The sequence below is a fragment of the Luteibacter sp. PvP120 genome (assembly GCF_054055715.1).
In genome coordinates, this window is the sequence record NZ_JBSRXP010000005.1 from 272821 (window position 1) to 292697 (window position 19877).

Genomic DNA, 19877 nt, shown 5'->3' on the forward strand with positions numbered 1-19877 from the left:
GACATTGACGTCATATCAGGGGAACAACGTGAACACGACGAATCTGCCGCGTCGGCGCGAGATCGCGCTGGCCGTGTGCGTGAGCCTGGGCCTGACCGCCTGCGGTGGTGGTGGCGGCAGCGTGCCGAGCTACAACATTCCAAAAACGGTCACGCCGCAGCCGCCCAGCACCCCGTCCCAGCCCACCACGCCCACCCAGCCGCAGCCGCCGTCCGACGTGCAACTGGCCGCCACCGGCGCCGACGTGGCCCACGCAGCGAAGCTGACCGGCGCGGGCGCCGTCATCGGCATCGTCGACAGCGGCGTCACCGCCGCCAGCCCGGCCTTGTCGGGGCGGGTCGTGGCCAAGCTCAACTACGTCGACCCGCGCGCGAACAACCTCAATGTCGACGACGTGGTCGGCCACGGCACGGCCGTCGCCGAGATAGCCGCCGGCCGTCCGTTCGGCCAGTTCGCCGGTGGCGTGGCGCCCGATGCGACGATCGTCTCGGCACGCATCGTCAGCGACACCGAACCCAAGGACGACGGCTCGGGCAACGGCAACAAGGTGACCTCGGCGGACCCGCTGGGCAGCGTCAACGATGCGGTCTACCAGGCCGGCGCTCGCATCTCCAACAACTCGTGGGGCGGGGTGTACTGGGATGCCACCGATACCGCGGTGACGGCGAGCTTCGCCGATGCGTACAAGCACGCGGGCAGCCTGGATACGCTCTACGTCTTCGCCGCGGGCAACGACAGCCGGGCCAACCCGTCCGACATCGCCGCGTTGCCATTGCGCGTGCCCAACCTCGCCGGCGGGTGGATCGCCGTGGTCGCGCTGGACAGCAACAACACCAGCCAGATCGCGTCCTATTCCAACCGCTGCGGCGATGCGAAGGCCTTCTGCGTCGCGGCGCCCGGCGCCGTCGTCACACTCGCCGCATCGTCCACGGCGGCGAAGCCGGCCTATCAGGTTTGGACCGGTACCTCGCTGGCCGCCCCGCAGGTGGCCGGTGCCGCCGCCGTGCTCTCGTCCACGTTCCCGCAGTTCAACACCGACAGCCTGCGCCAGTTGATCCTGGGCACGGCAGACGACCTGGGCGATCCCGGCGTGGATGCCGTGTACGGCAACGGGCGGCTCAATCTGGGCAAGGCGATCCTCGGTCCCTCGCGGCTGGACTTCGGGCGATTCAACGCGGACATCGGCACGGCCAACGTCACCTTCTCCAACGACATCTCCGGCAGCGGCGACCTCAACGTCCTGGGCAGCGGCAAGCTCACGCTGACCGGAAAGAACAGCTTCGGCGCGTTGACGGTCAGCGGCACGAGCACCGTGGAAGTGATGAACGACGTGCCCGACACGCTGACCATCGCCGGCACCGGTGCCAGGGCCATCGTCCACGGCGACATCGGCCGCGGCGGTTCCGGTGCGAACCGGAGCCGCGTCGATGTCAACGGCACCTTGCAGCTTGCGGCGCATCCCGCCCAGGTCAACGCCGACCTGACAATGTACGGCCCGTCACGGCTGTCGGTCCTGCTGGGTGCACCGGTGACAGTGAACGGCACCACGCAGCTGTACGGCGGCGATCTTTACATTGCCGGTGCGACACCCGGTTACACCGTGACAAGCCATCAATCGGTGCTGACCGCCACTTCGGTCAGCGGTCGCTTCACCACAACCACGCTGGCCCAGGGAGTGTTCCTTGCCGCCACGGTGCAGTACGCGCCGAAAGAAATCTGGGTCGACACCACCAGCCTGAAGGTGACCGCGGTGGCAGGCGCCAGCGCGGTCATGTCCGGCTCGGCGGCGGCGATGACCTCGGCCACGCGACTGGATGGCGCGTTCGAGCAGATCCAGGGTTCGCTCGCGTCGCCTGCGGCATCGGTCACCACGCCATCCACCGGCACGCTGGTGGCGGCGGGGCAGATCCAGCAGTCGCGTACCGATGCGGTGGCCAAGGCCTCGCTGGAATCCCTGTCCGGTCAGCTGTACGCGGCGGGCACGGCGGTGACGCTGGCCGGTATCGATGCCGGCAACGAGGCGCTGATCGCCCACCTCGACCAGCAGGGCACGGGCGCGTGGACGCAGTCGCTCGGCTATCAGGGCGGCATGAGCCGCGGCGGTTACGGCAACGTCGGCTTCAACCTCAACGGTGGCCTGGCGGGCCACGATGTCCGTCTGGGCATGAACGGTTTTGCCGGTGTCGCCGTGGCGCAGATGTCCAGTCGCGGGCAGCTCAATGGCAGCTTCGACAGCCAGCGCAGCCGCTCCACGGCGGGCATGTTCTACGCCGGTTCGCGTGGCGCCCAGTGGTACGGCGTCGGCCAGGTCGGCTTCGGCAGCTTCCGCGGCGACATGCGCCGCCTGCTGCGTTTCGGTGATCAGGCCGCCTTCGCGGGCAGCGACCAGAACGGCAGCTACAACTCCGCCTATGGCGAAGTGGGCTTCCGCAGCCAGGCGGGTGCATTCACCGTCACGCCCTTCGCCAACGTGCAGTACGCCAGCATCCGTCGCGACGGTTTCTCCGAGAGCGGTGGCGACGGCTTCGGCCTCACCGCGGACGGACACACCACCTCACGCTGGCAGGCCGGGTTCGGTCTGCGCGCGGGCAGTTCGTGGCTGACCACGCGTGGCGCCGTGCACCTGGACGCGAAGCTCGGCTGGCAGAACGCCTTCGCCACCCGGGGCGAAGTGTTCGCCGCGCGCTACACCGGCTTTGCGCAGTGGGCGCCGGTGGACGGCATCGGCCTGTCCCGTCGCGCGGGCACCGCTGGTATGTCGCTGGGCTGGGACATGACCGCGAGCACGCAGCTCGGTTTCAACGTGGACCAGCGCTTCGCGGACCGGGATCACTCGCGTTCGGCGAACGCGAGTTTCCGCATGGCCTGGTGAGTCAGGATTTGCCGTGGAACAGTTCGCGGCCGATCAGCATGCGCCGGATCTCGTTGGTGCCGGCGCCGATCTCGTAGAGCTTGGCGTCGCGCAGCAGCCGACCGGCGGGAAACTCGTTGATGTAGCCGTTGCCGCCCAGGGACTGGATGGCTTCGAGCGCCACCTTGACAGCATTGGTGGAGACGTTGAGCAGGCAGGCGGCGGGGTCGATGCGCGACTTCACCCCGTTGTCCAGCTGCTGCGCCACCATGTACGCGAAGCCGCGTGACGATTGCAGCGCGGTGTACATGTCGGCCACCTTGGCCTGCATCATGCCGAAGGTGCCGATCGGGGCGTTGAACTGCTTGCGCTCGCGCACGTACGGCAGCACCAGGTCGAGCGCGGCCTGCATGATGCCGATCGGACCACCGGAGAGCACCAGGCGCTCCGTGTCCAGGCCGCCCATCAGCACGCGCACGCCTTCGTTCACTTCGCCCACGATGTTTTCCGCGGGAATCTCGCAGTTGTCGAACACCAGCTCGCAGGTGTTGGAACCGCGCATGCCCAGCTTGTCCAGCTTCTGCGCGGTGGTGAACCCGGGCATGCCCTTCTCGATGATGAAGGCGGTCATGCAGCGGCTGCCGGCCGGGCGCGGCGCGGTGCGCATGTAGACCAGCAGCACGTCGGCGTCCGGGCCGTTGGTGATCCACATCTTGGTGCCGTTGGCGATCCACTTGCCGTCTACCAGCTCGGCGCGGCAATTCATCGAGCCGACCACGTCGGACCCCGCACCCGGTTCGCTCATCGCCAGCGCGCCCACCCACTCGCCGCTGGCCAGCTTGGGGAGGTATTTGCGGCGCTGTTCGTCGTTGCCGTTGTGGTAGATGTTCTGCACGCACAGGTTGGAATGCGCGCCGTAGGACAGGCCGACCGACGCCGATGCGCGCGAGATTTCCTCCATCGCCACCATGTGGGCGAGGAAGCCCATGCCGGAGCCGCCGTATGCCTCGGGAATGGTGATGCCCAGCAGGCCCATGTCGCCGAACTTGCGCCAGAGGTCTTCAGGGAAGACGTTTTCGCGATCGATGCGGTCGGCGCGCGGGGCGATTTCCTTGTCGGCGAACGCGCGGACGCTTTCGCGCAGGAGGTCGAGGTCGTCGCCGAGGGAGAACGGGCGCATGGTGCAACTCCGGGGAAGGGATGGGAAAACCCGTCCATCCTAGCGTGCGCAGGGGGTCAAGCCACGGCGCGACGCAGCAATCAGGCGGGCTCGATGGCCGCGATGCGGTCGTGCACGCGGACCAGCAGGCGGCACTGGCGATGGACCAGTCGGAGGGTCTCGTCGGGCAAGCCGGTGTCCGGCGGGACGCCATCGCTGCCGTCCAGGCCGTGCAGGGCTTGCATCGGCGTGCCGGCGCGGACGTGCGCGGCCAGCGTGTCGAAGCCGTCGGCGATCCGCTGCGCCCGCTGCCGGAAGGCGGCAGCATCGGCGTCGGCGAGGCGCTGGCGGTGCGCGCCCAGCGTGGAAAGGTGCGACAGCCCCGCCTGCAGCGCGCTGAGTCGGCGCAGCGCGCGTTCGCCACGGTCGCGCGGGTGCCCGGGCTCGGCCAGCAGTTCCGCCACGTTGCCCGCCACGGCGGCCAGCGCTGCGTGCGCGTCGCGGCGCGCGATACGGTAGGACAGGTCGTCGACCTTGCCGTGCGCATATTGGTCGGCGATGCGTTCGAGATAGCGTCCCAGGGCGAGCAATGCGTCGGCCACGATGTCGTCCAGCCGTCGCACGCGCCAGTCGGGCAACACCCAGCGGATGGCCGCGGCCGCCACCAGGGCACCCAGCAGCGTGTCGAGCAGGCGCGGCCCGATCGCGTCGTACCCGGCGCCCACGCGATCGAAGCAGAGCAGGACGAACAGGGTGATGACACCCGTGGCCAGGGTGTAGCGGCGCAGCCGGAAAGCGAAGAAGGCGGCGCCGCTGGCGACCAGCACCGGCAGCCGCCAGTCGCCCGGCGGCAGCAGGCGCAGCAGGGCCCAGCCGGCCACCAGCCCCGCGGTGGTGCCGGCCACGCGCTGGATCAGGCGGCGCCGGGTGGCCCCGTAGCCGGGCTGGCAGACGAACAGGGTGGTCAGCAGGATCCAGTAGCCGTGTCGCGGATGCAGCGCGAGCATCAGCGCATAGCCGCCCAGCATGCCGACGGCCAGTCGCATGGCGTGACGAAAATGCATCGAGCGGCGGTCCAGCCGCAGCCGGACACGTGCCAGGGCTTCACGCAGCGACGCGGGCTCGTTGCCCTGCAGGGCGATGTCCGCATCCTCACGCAGGCTGCCTTCATCCTCGATGCCTTCCTGCAGGCGTTGCATGTTGGTGAGCAGCGCGGACAGGGCATCGTCCACGGCCTGGTCGGGCGGGTCGTGGCGGCGGCGATAGGCCATCGCCTCGCGCACATCGTCCAGCGCGGCGCGGGGCAGGGCGATGGAGCGCAGCGGCGCTACCCGCCGGATGGCGTCGGCACGCTCGCGGCACGCCATGGCCTGCAGGCGCAACAGGCGACCGAAACGGAACATGAGGTCGCTGTGGTAAAGCGCGCCTGCCAGTTCATCGTAGGGATAGTGCGACGAACTGATCCGCTCGTGGATGTCCTGGGCCACGAAGAACATGCCCAGGCGCGCGGCGGCGCGGCCACGCGGCTGCCGCCGGCCGATCCGGTCGAGCAGGGCGCCGCGCGCGGCGGTCAGCGCATCCACTGTGCGCAAGTTGCGCCGGGAGACGGCGAGGTCGAGCGCGTCGCGGTCCAGGCCGCGTACCGGTTCGAACAGCGCGGCCTTGGCCTCGATCAGGTCGGCCAGCGAGGTGAACAGCCGCGCCAGCGCATGGCGCACTGCACGCTGGGGTGCCAGTGCGCTCCACATCAGCGACAGCGATCCGTACCAGGCCGCGCCGGCCAGGATCGCCAGCGTGCCGCGCCAGCCGTCCGTCGTCGCGCCGGCACCGTCGCTGGCGATCATCGTGTACACGGACAGGATGAGCGTCGCCGTGGCGATGGTGGCGTAGCGTCCGCTGGCTGCACCCAGCATCACCAGCGCGAACGTGCCTAGCGGGAGCAGCAACGCGAAGATCACGGGCGTACCGAGGGAAGCCTTCACCGCGGCGGCGGCCACCGCGAAGCACAGCAGGGTGACCATCAGCCCGCGCAGGCGTCCCCGCCATGCATCGTCGGTCTCCGCCAGCGCACAGGCGATGGCACCGAGCAGCGCCGGCACGATGGCGTCGGCCGGGCCGGCCATCGTGCACCACACGGCGATGCCGGTCAGCGCGAACAGCACGCGCACGACATCGGCGAAGCGGTCGGACTCGGCAAGTTCGCGTAGGCGGCGCATGCGTGGCCTCAGCAGAGGCCGCCGTTGACGGCCAGCACCTGGCGGGTGATGTAGCCGGCTTCCGGACTGACCAGGAAGCGCACCGCGGCGGCCACTTCCTCCGGCGTGCCGGTGCGCTCCATCGGGATCACCTTGAGGATCTGTTCCACCGGCACCTCCGGATCGAGCATGTCGGTGTCGATGAGGCCCGGCGCCACGCAGTTGACGGTGATCTTCCGCTTGGCCAGTTCCACCGCCAGTGCCTTCGCCGCGCCGATCACGCCGGCTTTGGACGCACTGTAGTTCACCTGGCCGCGGTTGCCGATCAGGCCCGATACCGAGGTGATGCAGACGATGCGCCCCGCCTTGCGCCGACGGATCATCGGCATCACCAGCGGATGCAGCACGTTGTAGAAACCGTCGAGGTTGGTGCGCAGCACCTGGTCCCAGTCTTCGGAGGTCAGGCCGGGGAACGCACCGTCGCGCGTCAGGCCGGCGTTGCAGACCACGCCGTAATACGCCCCATGTTCCGCCACGTCGGCTTCCAGCGCCGCGGCGGAGGCCGCGCGGTCGGCGATGTCGAACTGGATCGCGCGTGCCGCGCGGCCCTTGCCGAGGATTTCGGCGACCACGGCATCGGCTTCCTCGCGACGCGACCGGCAGTGCACCACGAGGTCGTAGCCCGCGTCGGCGAGGTTGAGCGCGATGGCGCGGCCGATGCCGCGGCTGGAGCCGGTAACGAGAACGGTGTCGGTCATGGTGCGGTACCCCTGGAGTCGAGACGGTTATGGCGGGGATCGAGGAACGGCGTCGGGTCGACCGGACTGAAGACGGTCAGGCGCGCTTCGGCGTGTGCCGTGTCGCTGTCGATGCGGCAGGCGAACGCGCCCATGCCGTCCTCGTCGTGGAAATGGCGGACCGCCTCGATACGCAGCAGCGCACCGTGGGCGAAGGCGTCGGCATCGGCGCGGTAGCTGCGCGTGCCCAGCAGGAAACCCGGGCGCACGCTGCCGCCGGCGGCGAGGATGCCGCAGCCGTTCCAGGCGGCGATGGCCTGGGCCATCAGCTCGACGCCCGCCCACGCGGGCAGGCCGGTGGCGTCGACGAAGGGGTCGCCGCGGCGGACCAGGCGCTCGCAGACCACGCTTTCGGCGTCCCACGACACCAGGCGATCGAGCAGGATCATCCGCCCGGCGTGGGGCAGCAGGGTTTCGATAGGCCAGAGGGTCATGTCGCGTTCGCCAGGATCAGGCTCGCGTTGTTGCCGCCGAACGCGAACGAGTTGCTCATGAGGTGCCGTGTGCCGTCCGCCAGGCGGTGGCCTTGTGCGGTGAAATGCAGCGGCGGCAGGGCGGGGTCGGTATCGTCGTCCCACACATGCGGCGGCAGACGACGCGCGGGATCGGTCAGCACCAGCCAGCAGAACGCCGCTTCCAGTGCACCGGCCGCGCCCAGCGTGTGGCCGGTAAGGGCCTTGGTGGACGAGCAAGGCACGGGGTGACCGAAGGTCCGGGCCATCGCGTGGCTTTCCATGGCGTCGTTGTGCTCCGTCGCGGTGCCGTGCAGGTTCACGTAGTCGATGGCGGCCGCCGGGATGCCGGCGTCGGCGAGGGCATGGCGCATCGCTTCGGCGGCGCCGCTGCCGTCGGGCAGCGGCGAGGACATATGGTGGGCATCGGCGCTGGCGCCGCCGCCCACGCAGGCCACTGGCCCGGTGTCGCGCGTCATCAGGAACAGCGCGGACGCCTCGCCGATGTTGATGCCCCGGCGTGCCTGCGAAAACGGCAGGCAGCGCCGGTCGTCGATCGCCTCCAGCGCCGCGAAACCCTGCGTGGCCAGCCGGCATAGCGTGTCCACGCCACCGCAGACCACGGCGTCGCAGAGGCCCAGGCGCAGCAGGCGCCGCGCGCTAAGCAAGGCGCGCGCTCCCGAGGTGCAGGCCGTGGAAATGCCGTAGGCCGGCCCGGCGGTGCCCAGCCACTCGGCGAGGAAGGCCGCCGGTGCGCCCAGTTCCTGGTCGGTGTAGCGGTACGCGGCAGGCCACGTGCCCGTGGCGCCCCGCGTGCCGATGTGTGCGGTGGCTTCCTCGATGCCCGTGGTGCTGGTGCCGATGACCACGCCCACGCGATCGGCACCGTAGCGTGCCACCGCGGCGCGCAGGTCGTCCTCGATCTCCTGCGCGGCGAGCAGCAGCAGGCGGTTGTTGCGCGTGTCGCGATCGGCCATTGCCGGCGGCGGCGACGGCAGCGCTGCGTCGATGCCACCCACCGGCAGCGTGCGGCCGGGCACCCAGTCGGGGCTGTCACGCAGGCCGTGCATTGCGCCGCCGAACAGGGCCTCGGCCACGGCCGCCTTGCCGACGCCGAGCGAGCAGGCCACACCCAGTGCGTTGAGGAAGGTGGTCATGCGGGGTCGAGTGGTTTGCGCGCGGCGACGTTCACCAGCGTTTCGTCGCGCTTGCCCGGCGGCGGTGGCCGGCGGATGCCCCAGCGCTCGAGCAGGCCGAAGTCTTTCGCGCGGCTCCACCACAGGTAGGGCAGCGAGACCTGGCGCGCGTCGAAACCAAACCCCCGGTCGCGGAGCATCGCCAGGTATTCGTCCGCGCTCTTCTGCACGTGCATCGGGTGGCGGAAGAACCAGCGGATCACCCAGGTGTCGATATACGCCCGCGTCGACTCGGCGAACAGCAGCAGGCCGCCCGGTTTAAGCACGCGCCAGAATTCGTCCAGCGCGCGTTCCTGTTCCACCAGGTGGTGGAAGGTCTGGTGGCAGAACAGTACGTCCACGCTGGCGTCGGGCAGGTCGATGTGCGCGCAGTCGCCCAGCAACAGGGTGGCCCGGATGCCTTCGCGCGACGCTTCCGCCTGCGAGTGCTCCAGGCTGTGCGGATCCGCATCCAGGCCGATCAGGCGATCCGGCCGGAACGCATCGCGCAGGTAGCGGAACGAGCGCCCCTGGCCGCAGCCCACGTCCAGCAGCGTGCCGCCCTGCGGCAGCGGCGATCCGATCAGGCGTTTCAGGTCGTCGATAGCCACGCGCAGCACATGGTGCTGCCAGGTGTGGGTGCGCAGGAAGACGAAGCCGAGGCGGGTTTCTTCCACGTACGTGGCGCTGGCGTATTTCATCACGGGCGATCCAGGACGGCGTACGACGGCGAACGCGCCAGGCGCCGTTCCACGTCGTCGGTGAAGACACGGGGCGAGACCAGCTGCATCTCGCCCGTGGCCAGGCTGACCGCCACCTGCACGGTGCTGGCGCGGGTGAGGCGCTCGCCGCTGGCGGCGTCGCTCAGCGTGTAATGGATTTTCAGGCGGTTCTGCCATTCCACCAGGTCGGCGCGCGCGATCAGGGTCTGGCCAAAGCGTGCCGCCTGCGCATAGCGCAACTGCATGTCGATGATCGGCCAGACGAAGCCGGTCTCCTTCATGCGCACATAGTTGTGGCCCAGTTCGTCCAGCAGCGCGCAGCGCGCCAGCTCCAGGTATTTCACGTAGTGGCCGTGCCAGACCACCTCCATGGAATCCACGTCGAAGAACGGCACCACCAGTTCGATCTGCGTGCCGAGCACACCGCTAGCGCGCATGCGACGCTCCGTTCGTACCTTGCCAGTACGGGTGAAAGTTGAACCACTGCAGGGGTGCGTCGAGGCAGCGCTGCGCCAGCCAGTCGGCATAGCGCTGCACCGATTCGCCGATGATACGTTCGCGGTGCGATCGGTCCCAGCCGGACGCGTCGTCGAAACGGCGCAGGTGGATGCGATAGCGCCCGCCCTGTTTCAGGCAGCACACCAGGTTGACCGGGCAACGCAGCAGGGCGGCCATCAGCCACGGCCCCTGCGGAAAGGGCGCCGGAGCGCCGAGGAAGTCGGCGGCCACGGTACGGCCACCATGCACGGGCACGCGGTCGCCCGCGATGGCGATCCACTCGCCGCGGTCCAGCCGCTGCGACAGGTCCAGCATGGTTGCCGTATCCAGGTCGCCCACATGCATCAGCCGCAGCCGCGGGTCGCCCGACTGGGCCAGCAGGCGGTTGAAATGGGCGGCCTGCGGCAGGTGCATCAGCACGTTCAGCGCCACGCCCTCGCCGATCTGCGCCATGGCGCGGCACACGTCCAGGTTACCCAGGTGCGTGCAGACCAGGATCTGGCCACGGCCGCCGCCGAGCAGGGCGCCACGCACGTCGTCCGGGTCCAGCATGTCGACGCCGGCGAGGGTCAGCCGGCCGCGCCACAGGTCGAAGCGATCGAGCATGCACTCGCCGAAGGCGCGGTATTGGGCCAGCGCGGCACGGCGGCGGGGGAACAGGTCGTCCCGGCCGCTCCATGCCGCCAGCCGTCGCTGGTAGTCGGCGACCGCCCGGCGCGCCCGGCGTCCGGTGACGAAGAAATACAGGACCACCAGCCCGATGACGGGCGCCACGGGACGGCGGCCGAGCAGCCGCACGGCGATGGCGGTGAGCTTGAGCAGGTGGAAGCTGCCGCGCTCCCGGCGCGTGGCCCAGTGCCCGGTGGCGACGGAGTCAGGCATGCGCATCGCCCATGCGCAGCCATGCCGAGGACACCGGCTCGCCGTCGATGCGGTAGGCGAAGTGCAGCCGTCCCCGTTCGGCATCGTGGCGCAGGGTCAGCTGTATACGGTCGCCGGGGCGCAGCAGCCGCTGGAACTTCAGCGCATCCATCGCGCGGCAGGTCGTCGACGTACCCAGTCGCGGCGCGGCGAAGGCCAGCGCCCAGCCGACCTGGGTCACGCCCGGCAGCACCGGGGCTTCCGGGAAATGGTCGGCGAAGCAGGCCAGGTCGAGCGGCAGTTCGAGGTCGATGACCACGTCGTCGCCGTCGCGGCGCTCGGCCAGGATCACCGGATCGTCGGGCAAGGCGCCGCGCAGCACGTCGTCCACGCCGGCGCTTTCCGGCAGTCCGGAAGCGAAGCGCCAGACCAGCGGTGTGGACAGCGCATCGTCGCCCGCGGCCTGCTGGCCGAGTTCGTTGAGCAGGCCCGTGCGCCCGTGGCGCAGCAGGGCGGTACGCCCTGCCGCGGAGAGAGCCACGACCATGCCGGGACCCTTCTTTCCGGCATAGCCGCCCATGGCACCGTCCACCCACGGATGCGAGTGCAGTCGCGCGGCGGCCGCGTCCATCGGTGCCTTGTTGATCCGGCGGCGCAGGCGCTGGCGCATGATCCACTCGCCGACGAACAGCACGCCCATCACCGAGTAGGCCAGGATGCCGTTGTAGAACGTCCACCAGGACAGCGGGCCCCACGCGGCCAGCAGGCCCGATGCGGTGCCGTTGGCCACGAAGAACGCCACCCACACCCAGGTGACCTTGCGCGTATAGACCACGGCCACCGGCGGCAGGTCGGGCTCGGCCACGCGCGCGATGCGCTCGATCATCGGCGGCCCGAACTTCAGGCTGAGCGCGAACGCTGCGAACAGCAGCGCGCAGATCAGGCTGGGGTACCAGCGCAGCAGGTGTTCCTCGCCGCCGAACGCCAGCACCGCGCAGTAGACCAGCGTGATCGCCAGCATCCAGCGACCGCCCGGCTGGCGCATCAGCGCCGGCGCGCGAACCAGCCACAGCGCGCCGAGGATCAGCCCGAACATCGGCGTGGACACATGGTCCATGCCGAAGTAGACGATGAACGGATACAGGATGCCGACGATCAGCAGCACCAGGGAGCTCAGCTTGCGCATGGCGTGCCTTCCGCGTGTACGTACAGGGCCAGGCTGCGCAGCGTGTCGAAGTGCTTGCGCGCCTCGCGCGAATCCGAGCCCACCTTCAGGCCATAGCGGTTCTGCAAGGCCAGGGCGAGTTCCAGCGCATCCACGGAATCCAGCCCCAGCCCCTGCCCGAACAGTGGCTGGTCCACCGCGATGTCGTCCACGCGCAGGTGTTCCAGCGCCAGCGTATCGATGATCAGTTGCGCGATATCCCTTTCGAGGTCGTTCATGACGTCCGTTCCGTGGCGTAAAGGTGGTGAAGGTGCTCATTGAGGCGGCGGGAGGCGATCGGCGCGGGCACGCCGTCGCTGAAGGCCGACACATCGATGTCGTCGCCCACGCGCAGGCGCATGCGGACGCGACGGTCGGGCACGTGGTACCAGCGGTCGGCCTTGGTCAACGTGGTCGGTTCCACGGTGATGTACACGGGCGTGACCACCCGTGCGCCGCGCACGGCGATGGCGGCCGCGCCGCGGTGGAATACCGGGTGCTGCCCAGGCGTGGTGCGCGTGCCCTCGGGGAAGACGATCAGTGTCTGTCCCTCGCGCAACACCGCAGCCGCGCGGTCGAGCATCTCGGCGCTGCCGTCGTTGCTGATGTATTCGGCGACGGTCACGGGGCCACGCATGTACGGGTTCTTCCACAGCCCGTGCTTGACGATGCAGTTGGCGTCGGGCACGTGGCCCAGCAGGTACACCACGTCGATCAGCGACGGATGGTTGGCGACGATCATCTGCCCCGGCTTGCCCAGGCGTTCCTGGCCCTCGAAACGCATCTCGAGCACGCCCATGCGCTGCATGAACCGCGAATGCAGCCAGAAGGCGCGGCCCACGGTATGTCGCGCGCGTCGGCGGCGCACGGCAGGCTCGCCCGGCCAATGCAGCACGATGGGCAGGATCAGCCCGCGCAGCAGAAGCCCGCCGACACCGAACAGCGCGAAGCTGAGCGCCGTGGCGACGAAACGCCAGGCCCAGGCGTCGCGGCGGCGCGTCACGGGAGCGGTCGCCAGGTCCACTGCCGGGCCTTCCATGCAGGTGCGAAGGGAGCGCCATCGTGCAGCGCGCGGACGAAGCGCAAGGCATGCGGGTAATCGGACGACATCGGCAGCGGTGTGGTGTCCGCCTTGCCCAGCGACAAACGCCAGCAGGGTCCGGCGCCCTCTGCGCCGATACGCGACAGGCGCAGCGCAACGGCATAGGAACACGGCACGTCGTCGATCCAGCCGTCGTAGGCAGCCGGCGGCCGCTCTTCAGCCATGACGACGATCACTGCGGGCACGTCGTCATCGAGCAGCGTGGCGGCCTCGACGATGGCGTGTTCGAACGTATCCGCTTCCCCGGTGATGGCCACGGACTCGCCGCGCTGTCCGCGCAGGATCGACCATTGCCCGGCAATCGCGTTGTGCACGGACAGGCCGAAGCGGGTAGGCGACAACGGCACGCCGCGGCCGATGTCGTCGAGCATCGCGAAGGTGTGCGTGGTTTCGCCGTGGCGCGACGCATAGACGAAGGGCAGCTGTTCGTCCTCACCGCACAGCGGCCAGGCGGCATGCATCACGATCCGTGCGAGCCGGCTGAGCCGCCGCCGCTGCATAGGCGGCACGAAGGCGCAGTCGGGTTGTTCGTTGGTTTCCGCGGGAACATGCGGTGCCGCCGCCCAGCGTGCCCATGCGTCGGCATCCTCGATGCCGGGTGCCCACGCACGCCAGTCGTCCACGCGCAGCGCGATCATGCGGCGGCCTCGTCGAAGCGGCGCACCAGCAGGGCCGCGCAGCTGCCGCCGAAACCGAAGGTGTTCGACAGCACGCTGTCGATGCGTGCCGCGTGCTCGCCTTCCACCAGCGGCGCGTCGGCGAAGGCGGCATCGCGTTCGCGAAGGGGCGCGCCGCCCAGCATCACGCCGGCGTCCATCATGGCGATGGCGGCGATCGCATCCAGCGCGCCGGCCGCCGCGGGTGCGTGTCCGGTCAGCCCCTTGATCGAGGACATCCACGGCACCGCTTGCCCGCGATCGGCGAACACGCGCTGCAACGCCTGCCACTCGGCCAGGTCGCCGTGCACGGTCGCGCAGGCATGGGTGTTCACGTAGTCGGGCAGGATGCCGGCCAGGTCGATCGCCTGGTGCATGGCCTCGGCCATGCCGTCCGCCGCCGGCCCGATCATGCCGTCCGGATCGGACGCGGCGCCGTAACCTGCCATTTCCGCGAGGATGGTTGCGCCGCGAGCCAGGGCGTGGTCGAGCGATTCGAGCACCAGCACGCCGGCGCCGCCGCCCAGCAGCAGGCCGTCGCGATCGGCTTCGTAAGGCGCGGACACACGTTGCCCGGCCACGCTGCCGGTGGACAGCGCATGCATCACGTCGAAGCACATCGCGGCCTTGTCGTGCAGTTCTTCCGCGCCACCGCAGACCACGATGTCCTGGCGGCCCAGCTGGATCAGTTCCATTGCCTGGCCGATGGCATGCGTGGCGCTGCTGCAGGCCGAGCTGACGGTAAAGGCGCGGCCGCCGAAACCGAAGGCATGCGTCAGCGTCGCCGCTATCGCGCTGCCCATGGTGCGCGGCACCGTGAACGGCGACAGCCGCCCGATGCCGCGGCCCTGGAACACCGTCAGGCCCGCGTCGTATTCGCTCAGTGCGGCCGAGCCGCCCATGACGACGCCGGCATCGCGCTCGTGCAGGCGCGCGGCGTCCAGACCGGCCTCGTCCAGCGCCTCACGCGTGGCGTGCCAGGCGTATTCCGCGGCCGGCGGCAGGTAGCGACGCAGCTTGCGCGGTGGTGGCGCCAGGCCGTCCAGCTCGACCGGTGCGGCCACGCGGCAGCGCATGCCCAGCGCCGCGAAGTCCGGCATGTCGCGGAAACCCGCGCGTCCGGCGCGCAGTCCGTCGAACAGGGCGCGTCGATCCGGCCCGAGGCAGGACACGGCGCCCATGCCGGTGACGACGACGCGCCTCATTCGGGCAGGGCTTTGAAGATCAGCGAGGTGTTGATGCCGCCGAACGCGAAGTTGTTGTTCATCACGTACCCGGTGCGGATCTCCCGGCCCTGGCCGGTGAGGTAATCCAGCGCGGCGCATTCCGGATCGGGAGTGTCCAGGTTGATGGTGGGCGCGAACCAGCCGCGACGCATCATCTCGATCGCCCACCACGATTCCAGCGCGCCGCACGCGCCCAGCGTGTGGCCCACGTAGCTCTTCATCGAGCTGATCGGCACGCCCGCGCCCAGCACGTCGGCGGTGGCGTGGCTCTCGGCCACGTCGCCGCGATCGGTGGCGGTGCCGTGCGCGCTCACGTAGCCGATCGCATCGGCAGGCAGCCCGGCGTCGGCCAGCGCCATGCGCATGGCCGCGGCCATGGTCTCGCGCGTGGGCTGGGTGATGTGCTGGCCGTCGGAGTTGGTGCCGAAGCCGACCACCTCGGCGTACATCGCGGCGCCGCGTGCCAGCGCATGCTCGTATTCTTCCAGCACCAGGGTCGTGGCGCCTTCGCCCACCACCAGGCCGTCGCGTTTCGCGTCGAACGGACGCGGCGTGGTGGCCGGCGCGTCGTTGCGCGTGCTGGTAGCGAACAAGGTGTCGAATACCGCCGCGCCCGGGCCAGACAATTCCTCCGCGCCGCCACACAGCATCAGCGTCTGCTTGCCCTGCTGGATGGCCTCGTAGCCATAGCCGATGGCCTGGCTGCCCGACGTGCAGGCGCTGGACGTGGTGATGATGCGCCCGCGCAGGCCGAAGAACACGCCCACGTTCACCGCAGTGGTGTGCGCCATCATCTGGATGTAGCTGGTGGCGGTCACGCCCTGCATGGAGCCGGTTTCCAGCATGCGGCCGATGGTGCGGGCCGGCGCGATGCTGCCGCCGGACGAACCGTACGCCACACCCATGCGGCCGTCACCGATGGCCGGATCGTCGAGCAGGCCGGCATCGGCCAGTGCCCGCTCGCTTGCGGCCACGGCCAGCTGCGCCACGCGACCCATCGACCGCAGGTGCTTGCGCGACCAGTGGGCGGGCAGGGTGAAATCATCGACGGGGCAGCCCAGGCGGCCGTTCAGTGCATCGAAGTAATCCCACTCGCCCATGCGACGCACGGCGTTGCGCAAGCTGCGCAGGCGCGCCTCGATGGCGTCCCAGTCGTTGCCCAGCGGGGTGATGCCGCCGAAGCCGGTGACGACGACGCGCCGGGGCGTCCGTCCGCCGGTGACCTGTGCTGCGCTGTTCATGCGAGTGGTTTCTTCGGTGCGGGAACGCTCACGGGCGCCACCAGCGCCGTGAAGCCGATCCCGAGTAACAGGGTGAGGCCAAAATGTTGCAGGGCCGGCATCGTGCTCAGCGCGAGCAGGCCGAAGGACAGCAAGGCGGTGACGGCGGACAGCAGCACGCCCGCGTACGCGGCACCGGGGATATGCGCCGCATGCGGCTCACCCTCGCGCAGGAACACGGCGTAGTTCGCGCCCACGCCCAGCACCAGCATCAGGGCCATGATGTGGAACAGCGTGAGCGGTTGGCCGAGATAACCCAGCGCGGCCACGCTGAAGACGATGCCGGCCATCGGCGGCAACAGCACGCGGCCCACCGCACGCGGGCCGTAGCGCCACAGGAAGGCCAGCCCGACCAGGGCCAGCGCGCCGCCCAGCCAGACGTCGGCGTAGCTGCGATAGCGGCCGAACAGTGCGGAAATGCTGGCCGGCTTGTCGATCAGCGATACGCCCGGCAGGCCCGCCGATGCGTCGCGCAACAGCGCCACGTCGTCCTGGCCCTGCGGCACCACGATGCTGCCGGTGCCGTGTTCACCTTCAAGCCACAGGTAACGGAACGGCGTATAGGCGGGCATGGCGCGCCAGTCGTCCAGCGTGAAGGCGCGCCCCGGGTAGGCGGCGACGAAGGCGGCGGTGCCTTCCGGCCGGAAGCCGGCCGCGCCCAGCCAGCCGGTCATGCGCTCGCGCGGCGTGAACAGTGGATCGAGCGCGGCGATGTTGGCCGCCTGTCGCTTCGCCGAGGGCAGCATGGCGGTGATGCCGGTGAAGCCGGTGAGCTTGCCTTGCGCGATCCAGGCCTGGAGGCGATCGGTCAGCGCTTCCTCACGCTGCAGCACGTCCTCGGGCGTGGCGCCCTCCACCAGCCAGAACTGCGTGCCGCCGCCGAAGCCGGCGACGTCGCGGATCGCGTTCGTCTGTGCTTCCAGCGTCTTCGGCGGCGAGATCAGCAGGTGGATGTCGTCGTCGTGGCCCAGCCGCAGCCAGCCCGGTATCGCGACCAGCGCGAGCACGGCCAGCACGACGAGGGCGCGCCGGCCCGAGGCGGCCCGCTGCCAGCCCAGCGCCAGGCGCACCAGCGCCGGCGACAGCGGCGCGCGCGCCGGTTTCTGCGCCAGCGCCGGCAGCAGCCAGAACACGCTGGCGCAGGCCACGGCCATGCCCGACATGGCGAACACGGCCATCTGCTGCAAGGCCGGGAACGGCACCACGCCGAGCAGCGCGTAACCCAGCAGGGAGGTGCCCAGCGCCAGCAGCAGCGCCGGACGCACCTGGCGCACGCCGCGTTCGGCGTTCCAGGCGGCACCGGCGTTTGCACGCGCACAGAGGTACTGGATCGAGTAATCGACCGCTTCGCCCAGCAGCGCTGCGCCGAACACCAGGGTCAGCAGGTGCAGCTGGCCGAACACGAGCACCGTGGCGACGATGGCGCCGACCACGCCCAGCGCGGTGGAAAGGAAGGCGATCAGCAACGGCCGCGCCGAGCGGAACACCAGCAGCAACAGCAGGGCGATACCCACCGACGAGGCGATACCCACTACGTGGGTGTCGCGCTCGGCGCCGGCGCGCGCCGCCGCCGCGTAGAAGATCGCCCCGGTGCGCAGCAGCGTGGTGCCGGGGTATTTCGCCAGCATGCCGGCCTCGGCACGCTCCAGCGTGGCCAGCGCCGCGCGCTGCACCGTGTCGTCGTACGACGAGCCCTTGAGCGTGGCGATCACCAGCACGTAGCTGGTGTCGCCCTGGTGCGCGGTCAGCATGTCGTCCTCGGGAACGAGGGCCGAGCGGTTCCAGGGCTGGCGGTCCAGCCAGTGCTGCATCCAGCCGAACGGATCGTCGGTGAGCTTCGCGCCCACGTTGGCACCGAACGGCTCGTTGAGCCGGCGCGACAGCGTGGCGACGGCATCGAAGCCCGGCAGGGTCACGGCGGCGCGATCTTCCGGCGTCAGCAGGTGGAAGCGGAACGGCAGGAACGGCGTGACCAGCTGGTCGAGGTCGAACGGCGGCAGCTCGGCGATCACCGACGCGAACGTCGGGTCCTTGCCCAGCGTCTCGCCCAGTTCACGAGCGGCGTCCTTGGCGGAGGCGTCGTCGCGGTTCGCCACCAGCAGGATCATCCGGTCGCCGCTGGCGCGGGCCAGGCGCTCGACGGCGTCTTCGGCCAGGGGGTGGCGCTCCGTGGCCGGCAGGATGGTCAGGATGTCCGTCTGCAACGGCGACGTGGCGCGACCGAACAGCAGCCACGCACACAGCAGGCAGACGCCCAGCGCCGCGATGGCGAACAGACCGGCGCGCACAGTGGTCGGCGACGCCTTCATTTGACGCCGAGGACCTGCGTTTCGAGCGGGGTGAGCGTATCGGCGTCGCGCGTGCCGGTGAAGGTGATCAGCGTGCGCTCGCCGCTGGCGAGGTTCACCTCGATGGATTCGAGGAACGCATCGCCCTTGAGCGTGATGCCGGCGAGGACACGCGCGACGCGCGCCTGGCGCGGCACGAAGCGGAGCGACCACGCCTCCGGGCTGCCCTCGGCCGTGATGGTGAACTGGCGCATGGCCTCGTCCGACTTGCCGGCCAGCAGCGATTGCAGCATGCCGGATACCTGGCTGACGCCGCGGTTGCCATCGCGCACGCGCTCCAGCTTGCCCTGCGCATTCAGGCGGGCGCTGTTGCCGGAGGTCAGCACCAGCGTGTCCTCGAACGGTTCGCGGGTATGCCAGATCATGCCGTGCCCGATCACGAACAACAGGTCGCCCTTGCTTACCTGCGGCGCAGCCAGGGCAGGGTTGTCGCGCTGCTGGGTGAATTCGGCGCGCACCTGGGGATGCTTCGCGAGGCGACCCAGCACGTCGTCGACAAGCGACGGGGCCTGGGCATGGGCGGTGGAGACGAGGAGCAGGGCAAACAAGGCGAAAAGACGACGCATCAGCGGTTTCCGTGGTGGAAGGTGCGAAGGAGCAGGCGCGGCGCGCGCGGCAGCATGCCGAGCAGCAGTCGCGTATGCATGGCGGTGATGCGCGCATTGTCGCGCCACATGCGGAAATGGGAGAGGCCGTTCTCGGGGTAGATCACCCGGGTCGGCAGGTTGATGACCGGAACCCCGCGCCAGAACAGGCGCACGGCGATCTCGGTGTCGAAATCCATTCGCGAGGGCAGCGGCTTGCGCGCGATTTCCGCGCGGGTCGGGGCCAGCGGGTACAGCCGGTAGCCGCACATGGAGTCGGCGATGTCGAAGGACAGCGTTTCCGCCCAGACGCAGGCGTGCGTCAGGTAGCGACCGTAGAGGCGCGCCCGGGGCACGGAGTCGTCGTAGATCGGCTTGCCGCAGACCATGGCATCGGGCGCGGCGGCCGCGGCGGCCAGGAAGCGCGGCACGTCGGCGGTGTCGTGCTGTCCGTCCGCGTCGATCTGCAGCACGTGGCTGTAGCCGGCGGCATGGGCGGCGAGGAACCCGGCGGTGAGCGCGGCACCCTTGCCGCCGTTGACCGGCAGGCGGATCAGGCGGAGGTCGTCGCGTCCGGCCACCAGCCGGTCCAGCACATCGGCGGTAGCGGCCTCGGAGCCGTCGTCCACGATCAGCACGGGCAGGCCATGGGCCGCCAGGGCCTCGGCCGTGGCGGCGATGGTCGATCCGTGGTTGTAGATCGGTACGACCGCGCAGGGCGCGAAGGAGGGCGCCGCGTCGTCGCGCGGTTCGTACCGGCCCGCCAT

The 19877-nt window shown here is 70.0% G+C and carries 18 protein-coding genes; 1 reads left to right on the forward strand and 17 read right to left on the reverse strand.

All coding sequences use genetic code 11. The annotated features are described in order from the left end of the window. Positions 1-28: 28 nt before the first annotated feature. A complete protein-coding gene (locus tag ACVKN3_RS12400; protein ID WP_354515357.1) occupies positions 29-2872 on the forward strand; it encodes a S8 family serine peptidase in 2844 nt (947 codons plus the stop codon). A 1-nt stretch (position 2873) separates the two neighbouring features. Here the strand turns inward: ACVKN3_RS12400 and ACVKN3_RS12405 are convergent, their stop codons facing one another. The 17 genes from ACVKN3_RS12405 to ACVKN3_RS12485 form a co-directional block, all read right to left on the reverse strand. Beyond that, positions 2874-4031, reverse strand: a complete 1158-nt coding sequence (locus ACVKN3_RS12405) for an isovaleryl-CoA dehydrogenase (RefSeq protein WP_354515355.1) — start codon at positions 4029-4031, stop codon at positions 2874-2876. Positions 4032-4111: 80 nt separating this feature from the next. Then, positions 4112-6226: a YccS family putative transporter gene (gene yccS, locus ACVKN3_RS12410; RefSeq protein ID WP_354515353.1), complete on the reverse strand. Its 2115-nt coding sequence runs from the start codon at positions 6224-6226 to the stop codon at positions 4112-4114. An 8-nt stretch (positions 6227-6234) separates the two neighbouring features. Then, entirely contained in the window at positions 6235-6963 is a 729-nt protein-coding gene (gene fabG, locus ACVKN3_RS12415; protein ID WP_354515351.1) for a 3-oxoacyl-ACP reductase FabG, read from the reverse strand. Continuing rightward, positions 6960-7436, reverse strand: a complete 477-nt coding sequence (locus ACVKN3_RS12420) for an ApeP family dehydratase (RefSeq protein WP_354515349.1) — start codon at positions 7434-7436, stop codon at positions 6960-6962. The genes fabG and ACVKN3_RS12420 overlap by 4 nt, the downstream gene beginning before the upstream one ends. Beyond that, positions 7433-8611: a beta-ketoacyl-ACP synthase gene (locus ACVKN3_RS12425; protein ID WP_354515347.1), complete on the reverse strand. Its 1179-nt coding sequence runs from the start codon at positions 8609-8611 to the stop codon at positions 7433-7435. Before ACVKN3_RS12425 ends, ACVKN3_RS12420 begins: the two co-directional genes overlap by 4 nt. After that, positions 8608-9330, reverse strand: a complete 723-nt coding sequence (locus ACVKN3_RS12430; RefSeq protein ID WP_354515345.1) for a class I SAM-dependent methyltransferase — start codon at positions 9328-9330, stop codon at positions 8608-8610. Before ACVKN3_RS12430 ends, ACVKN3_RS12425 begins: the two co-directional genes overlap by 4 nt. Beyond that, positions 9330-9788, reverse strand: a complete 459-nt coding sequence (locus tag ACVKN3_RS12435; RefSeq protein WP_354515343.1) for an acyl-CoA thioesterase — start codon at positions 9786-9788, stop codon at positions 9330-9332. Before ACVKN3_RS12435 ends, ACVKN3_RS12430 begins: the two co-directional genes overlap by 1 nt. Next, entirely contained in the window at positions 9778-10731 is a 954-nt protein-coding gene (locus ACVKN3_RS12440; protein ID WP_285405034.1) for an LpxL/LpxP family acyltransferase, read from the reverse strand. Before ACVKN3_RS12440 ends, ACVKN3_RS12435 begins: the two co-directional genes overlap by 11 nt. Beyond that, positions 10724-11896 carry an ApeI family dehydratase gene (locus ACVKN3_RS12445; protein WP_354515341.1) on the reverse strand — a complete coding sequence of 391 codons (1173 nt, stop codon included), beginning with the start codon at positions 11894-11896 and terminating at the stop codon, positions 10724-10726. Before ACVKN3_RS12445 ends, ACVKN3_RS12440 begins: the two co-directional genes overlap by 8 nt. After that, positions 11884-12153, reverse strand: coding sequence for a phosphopantetheine-binding protein (locus ACVKN3_RS12450; RefSeq protein WP_285405036.1), 270 nt, complete (start codon positions 12151-12153; stop codon positions 11884-11886). Before ACVKN3_RS12450 ends, ACVKN3_RS12445 begins: the two co-directional genes overlap by 13 nt. Continuing rightward, entirely contained in the window at positions 12150-12938 is a 789-nt protein-coding gene (locus ACVKN3_RS12455) for a lysophospholipid acyltransferase family protein (protein ID WP_285405037.1), read from the reverse strand. Before ACVKN3_RS12455 ends, ACVKN3_RS12450 begins: the two co-directional genes overlap by 4 nt. Beyond that, positions 12914-13654, reverse strand: a complete 741-nt coding sequence (locus tag ACVKN3_RS12460) for a beta-ketoacyl synthase chain length factor (RefSeq protein ID WP_354515338.1) — start codon at positions 13652-13654, stop codon at positions 12914-12916. The genes ACVKN3_RS12455 and ACVKN3_RS12460 overlap by 25 nt, the downstream gene beginning before the upstream one ends. Then, on the reverse strand, positions 13651-14877 hold the full coding sequence (locus tag ACVKN3_RS12465) for a beta-ketoacyl-[acyl-carrier-protein] synthase family protein (protein ID WP_285405039.1): 1227 nt from the start codon (positions 14875-14877) through the stop codon (positions 13651-13653). The genes ACVKN3_RS12460 and ACVKN3_RS12465 overlap by 4 nt, the downstream gene beginning before the upstream one ends. Beyond that, entirely contained in the window at positions 14874-16139 is a 1266-nt protein-coding gene (locus tag ACVKN3_RS12470; protein WP_354515336.1) for a beta-ketoacyl-ACP synthase, read from the reverse strand. The genes ACVKN3_RS12465 and ACVKN3_RS12470 overlap by 4 nt, the downstream gene beginning before the upstream one ends. Further along, the gene (locus ACVKN3_RS12475; protein ID WP_285405041.1) at positions 16136-18487 is read right to left on the reverse strand and encodes an MMPL family transporter; all 2352 of its coding nucleotides are present in this window, start codon (positions 18485-18487) and stop codon (positions 16136-16138) included. The genes ACVKN3_RS12470 and ACVKN3_RS12475 overlap by 4 nt, the downstream gene beginning before the upstream one ends. Beyond that, on the reverse strand, positions 18484-19092 hold the full coding sequence (locus ACVKN3_RS12480) for a LolA family protein (protein WP_036143065.1): 609 nt from the start codon (positions 19090-19092) through the stop codon (positions 18484-18486). The genes ACVKN3_RS12475 and ACVKN3_RS12480 overlap by 4 nt, the downstream gene beginning before the upstream one ends. Then, the gene (locus ACVKN3_RS12485) at positions 19092-19877 is read right to left on the reverse strand and encodes a glycosyltransferase family 2 protein (protein ID WP_285405042.1); all 786 of its coding nucleotides are present in this window, start codon (positions 19875-19877) and stop codon (positions 19092-19094) included. The genes ACVKN3_RS12480 and ACVKN3_RS12485 overlap by 1 nt, the downstream gene beginning before the upstream one ends.